At 72.0% G+C, this 11,687-nt stretch carries 10 protein-coding genes; 3 read left to right on the top strand and 7 right to left on the bottom strand.

Annotated elements, in window-relative coordinates; genetic code table 11:
• Nucleotides 1-14 precede the first annotated feature (14 nt).
• The gene (locus ACTVAJ_RS03460; protein ID WP_470386540.1) at nucleotides 15-1,103 is read left to right on the top strand and encodes a DUF3866 family protein; all 1,089 of its coding nucleotides are present in this window, start codon (nucleotides 15-17) and stop codon (nucleotides 1,101-1,103) included.
• Between the two features lie 39 nt (nucleotides 1,104-1,142).
• Here ACTVAJ_RS03460 and ACTVAJ_RS03455 read toward each other — a convergent pair whose 3' ends face one another.
• Nucleotides 1,143-2,156 (bottom strand): methionyl-tRNA formyltransferase, encoded by a 1,014-nt coding sequence (locus tag ACTVAJ_RS03455; RefSeq protein WP_470386539.1) that lies wholly within the window; start codon nucleotides 2,154-2,156, stop codon nucleotides 1,143-1,145.
• A 205-nt stretch (nucleotides 2,157-2,361) separates the two neighbouring features.
• On the opposite strand from ACTVAJ_RS03455, the gene ACTVAJ_RS03450 reads away from it, so the two are divergent.
• On the top strand, nucleotides 2,362-3,249 hold the full coding sequence (locus ACTVAJ_RS03450; RefSeq protein ID WP_470386538.1) for a S1 RNA-binding domain-containing protein: 888 nt from the start codon (nucleotides 2,362-2,364) through the stop codon (nucleotides 3,247-3,249).
• Nucleotides 3,250-3,322: 73 nt separating this feature from the next.
• Here ACTVAJ_RS03450 and ACTVAJ_RS03445 read toward each other — a convergent pair whose 3' ends face one another.
• The 5 genes from ACTVAJ_RS03445 to ACTVAJ_RS03425 all read right to left on the bottom strand — a co-directional run bounded on the left by ACTVAJ_RS03445 (nucleotide 3,323) and on the right by ACTVAJ_RS03425 (nucleotide 8,137).
• Nucleotides 3,323-4,462, bottom strand: a complete 1,140-nt coding sequence (locus ACTVAJ_RS03445; protein WP_470386537.1) for an FKBP-type peptidyl-prolyl cis-trans isomerase — start codon at nucleotides 4,460-4,462, stop codon at nucleotides 3,323-3,325.
• A gap of 139 nt (nucleotides 4,463-4,601) precedes the next feature.
• Entirely contained in the window at nucleotides 4,602-5,960 is a 1,359-nt protein-coding gene (gene pafA, locus ACTVAJ_RS03440) for a Pup--protein ligase (RefSeq protein ID WP_470386536.1), read from the bottom strand.
• 112 nt (nucleotides 5,961-6,072) lie between these two features.
• Nucleotides 6,073-6,867 (bottom strand): proteasome subunit alpha, encoded by a 795-nt coding sequence (gene prcA, locus ACTVAJ_RS03435; protein ID WP_470386535.1) that lies wholly within the window; start codon nucleotides 6,865-6,867, stop codon nucleotides 6,073-6,075.
• 55 nt (nucleotides 6,868-6,922) lie between these two features.
• Nucleotides 6,923-7,765 carry a proteasome subunit beta gene (gene prcB / locus ACTVAJ_RS03430; RefSeq protein WP_470386534.1) on the bottom strand — a complete coding sequence of 281 codons (843 nt, stop codon included), beginning with the start codon at nucleotides 7,763-7,765 and terminating at the stop codon, nucleotides 6,923-6,925.
• A gap of 168 nt (nucleotides 7,766-7,933) precedes the next feature.
• Nucleotides 7,934-8,137: a ubiquitin-like protein Pup gene (locus tag ACTVAJ_RS03425; RefSeq protein ID WP_470386533.1), complete on the bottom strand. Its 204-nt coding sequence runs from the start codon at nucleotides 8,135-8,137 to the stop codon at nucleotides 7,934-7,936.
• A 632-nt stretch (nucleotides 8,138-8,769) separates the two neighbouring features.
• Here ACTVAJ_RS03425 and ACTVAJ_RS03420 point away from each other — a divergent pair.
• The gene (locus ACTVAJ_RS03420; protein ID WP_470386532.1) at nucleotides 8,770-9,936 is read left to right on the top strand and encodes a S1 family peptidase; all 1,167 of its coding nucleotides are present in this window, start codon (nucleotides 8,770-8,772) and stop codon (nucleotides 9,934-9,936) included.
• 72 nt (nucleotides 9,937-10,008) lie between these two features.
• Here ACTVAJ_RS03420 and ACTVAJ_RS03415 read toward each other — a convergent pair whose 3' ends face one another.
• Entirely contained in the window at nucleotides 10,009-11,649 is a 1,641-nt protein-coding gene (locus ACTVAJ_RS03415; RefSeq protein ID WP_470386531.1) for an amidohydrolase, read from the bottom strand.
• Between the last annotated feature and the right edge of the window lie 38 nt (nucleotides 11,650-11,687).

Raw genomic sequence — 11,687 nt, 5'->3', positions numbered from 1 at the left:
GTACCGTGCCCAACATGATCCGGTGGCGCCGTGGTGAAGTCCGTCAGCTCCTGCCCTCCTGGCCCGGAGTGCTCCCGTGCCTGGTGGCCGTGGACACCGGGGACGGGCCGCGGACGGTGACCCGACGCGCGCTGGCCTACACCGACCTGGTGGGACGCCCCCGGGTGGGCGACACGGTCCTGCTCAACACCAACGCCCTGGACCTGGGGCTGGGAACCGGCGGATACGCGCTGGTCATCGCTGTCCCCGACCGTCTGCCCGCCGACCCCCGCGGCCCCGGGCACCTGGTCAAGGCCCGCTACAGCCCGTTGCAGACCGCCGTCCTGGGCGCCGACGAACAGGGCTCCCCCCACCACGCGGCGCTGCGCGACGCCGTCGGCGTCGACGGTATGCCCGTCGTCGTCGCGGACCTGCACTCGGCACTGCCCGCCGTGGTGGCGGGGGTGCGCGCCACGCGGCCCGAGGCGCGGATCGTCTACGTCATGCTCGACGGCGGCGCCCTGCCCGCGGCGTTCTCCCAGGTCCTGGGGGTGCTTCGGGAGGAGGGGCTGCTGACGGGGTGCGTGACCACCGGACAGTCCTTCGGCGGCGACCTGGAGGCCGTGACCGTCCACTCCGGGCTCCTGACCGCCCGGCACGTGCTGGAGGCCGACGTGGCCGTCGTGTGCCAGGGCCCCGGGAACCTGGGCACGGGCACCCCGTGGGGGTTCTCCGGGGTGGCCTGCGGGGAGGCGGTCAACGCGGTCGCCGCCCTGGAGGGGCGTGCGGTGGCGTCGCTGCGGGTCAGCGAGGCCGACCGCAGGGAGCGGCACCGCGGTGTGTCCCACCACAGCCTGACCGCCTACGGGCGGGTGGCGCTGGCCGGAGCGGACGTGGTCGTCCCGCGGCTGCCCGGGGCCTTCGGGGAGCGGGTGCGCGCCCAGGCCGCCGCGCTGTCCGGTCGGCACACCCTCGTGGAGGTGGGCGTCACCGGTCTGGAGGAGCACCTGCGGGCGCTGCCGGTGAAGGTGTCCACGATGGGCCGCGGGCTGGAGCAGGACCGGGCGGCCTTCCTCAGCGCCGCCGCCGCGGGACGCCACGCGGCCGCCCTGCTGGAGGGTTGACCGGCCGGGACGGCGCGGGGCCGCTCCGGGGCCCGGTGGTCAGGCGCGCAGGAGCGAGTCGCCGTCGGGCGCCGGGTGGGGGACCGCACCGGGCCGCGCGGACGTGAGCATGTGCGGTGAGGGGACGTCGAAGGAGGCGCCCGGACGGAACATCGCCAGCGACGTGGGCTCGGCGCGCACCCCCTCGTCCACCCGGAGCGCGTCCGGAACGAACACCGTGCCGTCGCCGCAGGTGACACCCCACTCCCGGCGGGGACCCACGGAGACGATCTGCCCGGGGGCGCCCCCGGCGACCGTGTCGGTCAGCACACCTCCGCACAGGGTGATGTGGGCCCCGCCGAACCGCGCGAAGGCCCCCGGGTACGGGTCGGCGAGCGCGCGCACCATCCGGTCGACGTCGGCCCCGGAGGCCGTGAAGTCCAGGTGGCCGTCGCAGGGGCGCCGACGCGGCCAGACGGACACGTGGCCGGTCTGCGGGCGGTGCGGCGCGGTGCCCTCCAGGAGGTCGTCCAGGTGGCGCACGAGCAGTTCGGCCTGGAGGTGGGAGACGCGGTCGTAGAGCCCGGTGGCGGTCACGTCGGGGGCGACGTCGAACCAGAGCTGGTCGACGATGTCACCGGCGTCGGCCTCGCGGTTCAGGTGGAAGAGGGTGACGGCGCTGGAGCGCATGTCCCGCAGGATGGTCCAGGGGATGGGGGCGCGGCCGCGGCCGACCGGCAGCGGGGAGGGGTGCAGCCCGACCCCGCCCAGGGGCAGGGAGTCCAGGAGCTGTTCGGGAACCAGCTGGGACCAGCCCGCGACGACCATGAGGTCGATGCCGTGCGTGGACAGGGCGTCGCGCACCTCGTCGGAGTTGATGTCGGCGGCCCGCAGGTGCGGAAGGCCCAGGTGCCGGGTCAGCGGGTCGAAGTCGGTGTAGCCGCAGCGGTGCGCGAGTTCGGCGTTGTAGGACACGACGAGACTGGGCGGTCGTCCCTGGGCGCACAGTTCCTCCAGCGCCGGGACTCCCAGCCGCAACCCGGACACGTAGCAGTAGCGCCGTCGGTCTGGCATGGCTCCCCCTCCGATGGGACCGACTCTACGTATCCTTCCCCGCCAGGGCGTGGATGATCGCCCTGAGGGCGTGTCCGCGCCGAAGGCGTCCGTTGAGGGCGGCGGCGGGCGACGGGAGGGCGTGTCCGCGCCGTCCGTCACGTCGGAGTGACCTCCGCCCCGGGACGGGGGCGATACGGGGTCGGCACCATGCGAGGGTGGTGCCGTGAACGAGCCGACAGAGCACGAGGACGCGCATGACAGCCTGAAGAACCTCCGCGAGAGGCTGGGCGCCGAGCATCGGCCGACGGACCTCCCGGTCACCACCGGCGCCCTGGCCGACGTGCGGATCGGACGCAACCTGTCCGGAACCGTCACGGACGTCACCGGGTCCGGCGCGGCCGTCGTCCGCCTCGACGGTTTCCCCCCGGAGGTGGCGGCCGAGATCTGGCGCAGGGACTGGTCCTGGCAGGATTTCTCGGGCGACGCGGTGCGGGTCGGGCAGCGCGTCAGGGCCGAGGTGATCGGCCTCGACCCGGACCGGAGCCGGGTCCGCCTCTCCCTCGCCGCCACCGAGAACCCCGAACTCTGGGCCTTCCTCACCTCGCTGCGCCCGGGTGACCTCCTCTCCGGCGTCGTCGCGGACCTACGACGCTTCGGCGTGTTCGTCGCGCTGGACGAGGGACCGCCGCACCCGGTCCTCCCGGGCGTGGGTTTCCTCCGGGTGTCCGAACTGAGCTGGCGGCGTGTCGAGCAACTGTCCGAGGCCGTCGGGGTCGGACAGCGGGTCACCGGGATGCTGCTGGGCGCGGACACCGGCAACGGCGAGGCGGTCCTCTCGCTCAGGGCGCTGACCCCGGACCCCTTCCTGGAGTTCGCCGACACCGTCCCGGAAGGGGCGTCCCTCTCCGGGACGGTCACCAAACTCGCGCCCATCGGCGCCTTCGTACGCGTCACGGACGGCATCGAGGGCCTGGTCCCCCTCGACGAACTCACCGACGCCCCCGAGCGGGCCGTCCGGGTCGGCGATCGGGTCACCGTCGCCGTCACACGGATCGAACGGGACCGCCGCCGCCTCACCCTGTCCCGGACAGGGGCGGCGTCCGGCCGGTAGGAACGGGGGAGCCCCCGCGCGGATCGGCGCGGGGGCTCCCCGAGGCGACGGTCGGGCGCGGGCCCGTCCGCTCCTACTCCTCGCTGTCTCCGGAGTCCTCCCCGGGAGACGCCTCCTCCTCGGGCGAGGCCTCCTCGTCGGAGCCCTCCTCACCCTCGGCCGGCTCCTCGCCCTCGGCGGGCTGCTCCTCGGGCGGCGGCGGGTTGTCGTAGGCGCCCAGCAGGTCCACCACGAACACCAGCGTTCCGGCGGGACCGCCCCCGGCCTCCTCCGCGGTCTCCCCGTAGGCCATGTCCCCGGGGACCACCAGCAGCAGGCGGCTGCCCACACGCTGGCCGACCATGCCCTGGACCCAGCCGTCGATGAGGCTGCCCTCGGCGAGGGTCGCGTCGAAGGGCTCACCGGCCCGGTTCCACGTGGAGTCGAAGGGCTCGTGGGTCCCGTCCTCCTCGGCATCCCAGCGGATGCCGGTGTACTGGACGATGACCTGCTGGCCCTCCTCGACCTCGGGCCCGGTGCCCTCGATGAGCGGCTCGACCGTCAGATCCTCCGGCGGGTCGGTGTCGGGGATCTCGATCACCGGTGCGCTCACGTCGTCCTGCGTGACCGTGGGCAGGTCGCCGCCGCCGTCACTGGTCTGCTCACCGGGGACGAGCGACCCGTTGCCGAACCGGTCGATCACGTCCAGCACCAGCACGCTGGCGCCCTCGGGGGTCTCCTGGCCCGCGGCCTCGGCCTGGGCCGCCTCCTCCTCGGACAGCGGCGGGAACACGTACACGACCCGGCTGCCGACGGACCGGTTGACCAGCGAGTCGGTGATGTACTCGGGCATCTGGTTCATCCGGATGAGGTCGGGGGCCCCGGTCTCGTAGCTGGACTGGCCCTCGACCGCCTCACCCTCGCCCGGGGCGGTCCACTGGTACTGGGCGACGTTGGCGACGAGGAGGTCGTCGGCGCGCACCAGTTCGTCCTCGCCCGATCCCGTGGCCACCACCCCGGAGATCTCCTCGTCCGGGAGTTCGACGTCGGGGAACGTGATCTCGGGCTCCTCGCCGACCTCCCCGGTGACGTCCGGGATCCGGGGGTCGAGCTGCTCCTCGCCCATCTGGAGGAAGGCGGGCGTGCGCCACTCCTCGGGGATGGCTCCGCAGCTGGAGACCGCCAGGGTGAGGGCGGTCAGTGGCACCGCGAGGGCGGCAGCACGTCGGTGCATGGGTCACAACCTCTGGTTTCGGGCTCAGGACAGGGTCACACTACCGAATGGTCGGCGTGCGGCCACCCCCGAGAACACCCCCGGACGCCACGGCCCCGCCCGGAGCCACCCTGACCTCCCCGGGCGGAATCCGCGGCGCTCACATCCCGGCGATGAGCTTCTCCACCCGCTCGTCCACGGACTTGAACGGGTCCTTGCACAGGACCGTGCGCTGCGCCTGGTCGTTGAGCTTCAGGTGCACCCAGTCGACCGTGAAGTCGCGCCGCTGCTCCTGGGCGCGGCGGATGAACTCACCGCGCAGCCGGGCCCGCGTCGTCTGCGGCGGCACCGACTTGGCCTCGAAGATCTTCAGGTCCCCGACCACCCGTTCCATCTGCCCGCGGTTCTGCATCAGGTAGAACAGTCCGCGGTCGCGGTGGATGTCGTGGTAGGTCAGGTCCAGTTGGGCCACCCGCGGCGAGGACAGCGACAGGTCGTGCTTGTCCCGGTAGCGCTCCAGCAGCAGGTACTTGGCGACCCAGTCGATCTCCCGGGACACCAGCTCCAGGTTCTGCGTCTCGACCGCCTCGATCGTGCGCTGCCACAGCTCCAGCACCCGCTTGCCCACGGCGTCGGTCCCGTGGCGGTCGACGTACCCCTGCACCTTCTCCAGGTACTCCCGCTGGATCTCCAGCGCGCTGGCCTCGCGTCCGTTGGCCAGCCGCACCTTGCGCCGACCGGTCATGTCGTGGCTGACCTCGCGGATCGCCCGGATCGGGTTCTCCAGGGTGTAGTCGCGCATGACCACACCGGCCTCGATCATCCGCAGCACCAGGTCGGTCGAGCCCAGCTTGAGCAGCGTGGTGGTCTCGCTCATGTTGGAGTCGCCGACGATGACGTGCAGCCTGCGGAAGCGTTCGGCGTCGGCGTGGGGCTCGTCCCGGGTGTTGATGATGGGGCGCGAGCGCGTGGTCGCCGAGGAGACGCCCTCCCAGATGTGCTCGGCGCGCTGGCTGACGCAGAACAGGGCGCCGCGCGGGGTCTGCAGGACCTTGCCCGCCCCGCAGATGATCTGCCGGGTGACGAGGAAGGGGATCAGCACGTCGGCCAGGCGGCCGAACTCGCCGTGCCTGCCCACCAGGTAGTTCTCGTGGCAGCCGTAGGAGTTGCCCGCCGAGTCGGTGTTGTTCTTGAACAGGTAGATGTCCCCGGCGATGCCCTCCTCGTGCAGGCGCTGCTCGGCGTCGACCTGCAGCCCCTCCAGGATCCGCTCACCCGCCTTGTCGTGGGCCACCAGGTCCGCGAGGCTGTCGCACTCGGGAGTCGCGTACTCGGGGTGGCTGCCCACGTCCAGGTACAGCCGGGCGCCGTTGCGCAGGAACACGTTGCTGCTGCGCCCCCACGAGACCACCCTCCGGAACAGGTACCGGGCGACCTCGTCGGGCGACAGGCGGCGCTGCCCCCGGAAGGTGCACGTGACTCCGTACTCGTTCTCCAGACCGAAGATCCGTCGTTCCACGCGGCCTCACCAACTTCCCGTCACCGGGGTGCGGACGGCGGGGCCGCGCCGTCCACACCCGCCCGGCCGGTGCGGCGACGCCCCGCGCGCCGCACCGCGATCGTCTCTCAGGTCACTCGTCGGCCTGGTCCCCGTCGGAGTCACTGTCGCTGCCCGAGCCGCCGCCCGACGGCCCGGCCTCCGCGGAGGAGGCTCCCGCGGACCCGCCGCCGGCCCGGCCCTCCTCCAGGAGGGCGGTCAGGCGCCGGCCGTGGATACGCCGGAACTTCCGGTGCTGGCGGGCCCGCTCCAGGACCGCGACCTCAAGGTTGCCCGCCTCCAGTTCACGTTCCTCGCCATTCTCCCTGGCCAGGGCGAGCGTGGCCGTACGCAGGGCCTCGCTGAGCGGCGCGTCGGCGACGAACCGCTCCTTGAGCGCGGTGGCCACGTTCTCGGAGGAGCCCCCCACCGCGACGAATCCGCGCTCGTCGACGATCGAACCGTCGAAGGTGATGCGGTAGACCTCGTCCTCGGCGGCGGTGTCACCGACCTCGGCCACGACGATCTCCACCTCCCACGGTTTGAGGCTCTCGCTGAACACGGTGCCCAGGGTCTGGGCGTAGATGTTGGCGAGCTGGCGCCCGCTGACGTCGCGGCGGTCGTACTGGTAGCCGCGTACGTCCGCGAACCGCACGCCCATCAGGCGCAGGTTCTCGAACTCCGGGTAGCGGCCGACCGCCGCGAAGCCGATGCGGTCGTAGAGTTCGCTGATCTTGTGCAGGGTGCGCGACATGTTGTCCGCGACCATGAGGATCCCGCCCTCGTACTGCAGGACGACGGCGCTGCGGCCGCGCGCGATGCCCTTGCGCGCGTAGTCCGCCTTGTCCTTCATCTGCTGTTCGGGGGCGACGTAGAACGGCATCGACACCGCGGATCGTTCCTTACCTAGTCGTGAGAGGTCGTGGTGGGGTCTTCGGACCGGATCAGCGCAACGTCACGGTCGGGCCGTCGGGGTGGGCGGCCCGGCCCTCGACCACCTCCGTCGCCAGTGCGGCGACGTCGTCGGCGGGGACACGGCGGTGTCCGTCCTCGGTGATGACGTCGACCAGGGGGAAGATCTTGCGGTGCAGGTCGGGCCCGCCGGTGGCGGAGTCGTCGTCGGCGGCGTCGTAGAGGGCCTCCAGGGCCACCTTGATCGCGCCGGTCTCGTCCAGGTCGTCCCGGTAGAGCTTCTTGATCGACCCGCGGGCGTAGACCGACCCCGAGCCGATGGAGTGGTGGCGGTGCTCCTCGTAGCGTCCGCCCACGGCGTCGTAGCTGAACACGCGGCCGGCGCCGGTGTTCTCGTCGTAGCCGACCAGCAGGGGGACGACGACGAAACCCTGCATGGCCATGCCCAGGTTGCCCCGCACCATCTGCGCGAGCTTGTTCGCCTTACCTTCCAGGGAGAGCACACGGCCCTCCATCTTCTCGTAGTGCTCCAGTTCCACCTGGTAGAGGCGGGCCAGCTCGATACCGATACCGGCGGACCCGGCGATGGCGACCGCGGAGAACTCGTCCGTGCGGAACAGCTTCTCCATGTCCCGGTTGGCGATGACGTTGCCCTGGGTGGCCCGCCGGTCACCGGCCAGCAGCACACCCCCGGGGAAGGTCAGGGCGACGATGGTCGTCGCGTCGGGCGTGAGGTGCTCGGTCCCCTCACCCGAGGGCAGGTGGTGTCCGGGCAACAACTCGGGGCTGACCGATCGGACGAACTCGGTGAAGGACGAGGTTCCCGCACTCATGAACGCGGCGGGCAACCGTCCGCCCTCGAACCCTTCGAACACGCGACTCCCTCCACTCGCGTCCCACCCCGTCACGGGGGCGGATGGGACGCCTGGTCTCTCGTTGTCGGTGGCCGGACAGTGTCCCCGGCCGATGGAATCGACCCTAGTCGTGCGCGCGGCGGCGCCGGCGGCGCCCGAGTGCGCTGTCAGCGAACCGCCGCGGGACGCCTACTGTCCGCCCTTTTGCACGAACTGCCGAACGAAGTCCTCGGCGTTGCTCTCCAGCACGTCGTCGATCTCGTCGAGGATGTCGTCGACCTCCTCGTCCAGCTTGTCCTTGTTCTCCTGGACGTCCGTCGTGGCCTCGGTCTCCTCGACCTCGGCCTCGCGGCGCGATGCGTGCTTCTGGCCGCCGGTGTCCTTCGTCGCCATGGCTGGCTACCTCCCGTTCGGGGCTCTCGCCCTTATCTTGGCCCAACGACGAGCGGCTCAACCCCCTTCCCGATGCCCGATACTCGCTAGTTACCTCGGATCGTCCCCCGCACCCGGACGGGCCGCCGCTCCCGCTCCGCCGCCGCAGGGCCGATACCAGACCGCCCCGGGTGCGGCGGCCGCCCTCCCCGCGCACCGGCCGCACACGGCACCGCCTCCGGCACCGACGGGCGCAGGACACTCCCCCGACCTCGTGCGTTACAGACGTGTGACACCGGGATGACGGACCCCCTCCGGCGAAACTGGCCGGATCCGGCCAATCATCCCCTCTTGCGTGAATCAAAACGCTACTCAGGGTGATCGTTGAATAGCAGAAAGCCAAGGTCACATGCGCGGCGACTACGCGTAGCCACGGCCGATCCAGATGATCATCGGCTCATCCCACACCGCTCTGAATAGTTTCGCGGAAAGAGGGTCTTTCCTTCGCCAAATTGCCCACTTATGGTGTGAATTCGTTTACCGAGTGTCTCGGTGAACACCAGGGCGCGAACCCCCACTTCGCCCCTGTCCGGGCGGACATCCCCCACGGAGCCGCCTTTCCCCCGTCCATCCCCCCAGGAGAGTAGGGACCAATGCGACCCTCCCCCGTTATCTCCGCAATAGGAACCGGCGCCCTCGCCTTCGGACTGGTCATCACCATGGCCCCGGGCGTGAACGCCGGAACCGCGCCGACCCTTCCGTCCCCCCGGACGCCCGTCGCCGACGACCAGGCGTCCACGATGCTCGAAGCCCTGGCCAGGGACCTCGACCTCACCCCGTTCGAGGCCGAGGAGCTCCTCGAGGCCCAGGACGAGGCCATGGGCCTCGACGAGGAGGCCACCGACGCGGCCGGTGAGGCCTACGGCGGCTCGCTCTTCGACACCGACACCCACGAGCTCACCGTCCTGGTGACCGACGCCGACGCGGTCGCGGCCGTGGAGGCCACCGGGGCCGCCGCCGAGGTCGTCTCGTACGGCACCGACGGTCTGGCCGACATCGTGGAGGACCTCAACACCGCCGAGGCCGGCGGCGACGTCGTCGGCTGGTACCCCGACGTCACCAGCGACAGCGTGGTCGTCGAGGTGGTCGAGGGCGCCGAGGCCGACGTCGACGCACTGGTCGAGGCGGCCGGGGTCGACCCGGCGGCCATCGAGGTCCAGGAGGTCACCGAGCGGCCCGAGACCTACGCCAACATCATCGGCGGCCTGGCCTACTACATGAGTTCGGGCGGGCGCTGCTCGGTCGGATTCCCCGCCACCAACAGCTCCGGCCAGCCGGGCTTCGTCACGGCGGGCCACTGCGGCAACGTCGGCACCGGCGTCAGCATCGGCAACGGCCAGGGCACCTTCCAGAACTCGGTCTTCCCCGGCAACGACGCCGCCTTCGTCCGAGGCACGTCCAACTTCACCCTCTACGGCCTCGTGTCCCGCTACCAGAGCGGCGGCTACCAGTCCGTGACGGGCAGCAGCGCCGCCCCGATCGGCTCGTCCATCTGCCGTTCCGGCTCCACGACCGGCTGGCACTGCGGCACCATCCAGGCCCGCAACCAGACGGTGAGCTACCCGCAGGGCACCGTGTACTACCTGACCCGCACCAACGTGTGCGCCGAGCCCGGCGACTCCGGAGGCTCCTTCATCTCCGGCACGCAGGCGCAGGGCGTCACCTCCGGCGGCTCGGGTAACTGCACCAGCGGTGGCACCACCTTCTACCAGGAGGTCGACCCGATCGAGAACTCCTGGGGCGTCACCCTGACCACCTAGAACCAACCCCCCTCCCCCAGGTGTCCCCGTCCGCGCTGCGCGCGGGCGGGGACATCCCCTTCGGGGGCGGAGTCAGAGCGCGGGGGCCGCCGCGGGCCCCTCCTGCGCCCGGTGCGCGATCCTCCCGTCCAGGACGGTCAGCCACGCCCCCACCTCACGCAGGCGGTCGCCCGGCAGCGCCTCCACGTCCCGGTCCAGCACCACCACGTCGGCCAGGTGACCGGGCCGCAGCGCACCCAACCGGTCCTCCATCCCCACCGCGTGGGCGGCGTCCAGGGTGTGCGCCCGCAGCGCCTCGTGCAGCGTGACGGCCTGCTCCACACCGATCCGCTCCCCCTCCCGCGTGGTACGGCACACCGCGTTGGCCACGGTGTCCATCGGACGCAGGCTGGAGACGAACGAGTCGCTGGACAGCACCGGCCGCAGCCCCAGGTCGATCTCCTCGCGCATCGGCTGGAGCCGGTGCGCCCGGTCCCCCAGGCGGCGCAGGAAGTCGCCTCCGCTGTCGTGCAGGAAGTTGGGCTGGTTGACCGGGATCACCCCGTACTCGGTGAACCGCCTGGCCTGCTCGGGTGTGGGGTACCCGCAGTGCTCCACACGCGGACGCGGGTCCGGCCCCGACACCCGCGCGGCCGAGGCGATCGCCGCCAGCGTGTGCTCCATGGCCGCGTCGCCCTGGGTGTGGACGGCGACCTGCCACCCCTCCCGGGCCGCCCGCGTCACCAGGTCCACCAGCTGGTCGGGGTGGTGGTAGAGGCTGCCCGCGAACTCGCCGCGCTCACCGTAGGGCACGGTGAACCTCGCGGTACCGCCCAGCAGCGTGCCGTCGGAGTAGAACTTCATCCCGGTCAGCCGCAGCCAGTCGTCGCCGAAGGGGCTGGCCAGCCCGGCCCGGGTGAGCGCGTCCAACTGGTGGGAGAGCGGCATACCCAGCGTGCGCAGCGGCAGCGTCCCCGCCGCCCGCGCCGCCCGGTACACACGCAGCTCCCGGGCCGACACCTGCGGGTCGCACACCGTGGTCACACCCGCCGACAGGTAGGGCCCCGCCGCGTCCGCCAACCAGCCCAGCAGGTGCTCGGAGGGCAGGTCGGTGTGGAAGTTGGGCCCGTGGCAGCCGATGTCCACCGCCAGCGGCAGCAGCAGCTCCATCGCCGAGTCCAGCACCATCCCGGTCAGCCGGCCGCCCTCGTCGCGCACGAACGACCCGCCCTCGGGGTCGGGGACGTCCTCGCCGATCCCGCTCCACGCCAGCGCGGCCGAGTTGACCACGGCCTGGTGACCGGACACGTGGTAGACGATCACCGGATGCTCACTGGTGGCCTCGTCCAGGTGACGACGGGTGGGACGACCCCCCGGATACTTGGCGTCGTCCATGGAGAACGCGCGGATCCACTGCCCCGCCGGGGTGCGGGCCGCCTCCCGCGCGATCACCGCGACCAGGTCGGCCGCGCTGCCCACCCGAGGGTAGCGCGCGTCCACCGCGGCCAGCGACTCGGCCGTCGACAGCAGGTGGTTGTGCGGGTCGATGAACCCGGGGATGACGGTACGACCGCCCGCGTCCACCTCCTGGGCGCCCGGACCGGCCGCCGCGCGCACCTCCCCGGCGGCCCCGGCCAGCAGGATCCGACCGTCGCGCACGGCCACGGCCTCGGCCCGGGGATTGGCGTCGTCCATCGTCAGGACGGTGGCGTTGTGGATGATCAGAGCGGACACGGGTGCGGTACTCCTCGTCGTGGTGCGGGGTCGGAGTC

This window comes from Nocardiopsis sp. KDC1DS13DA1 (assembly GCF_055632325.1).
Note: the sequence above shows the minus strand (reverse complement) of the source record. Positions and strands in the feature narration are given on the sequence as shown.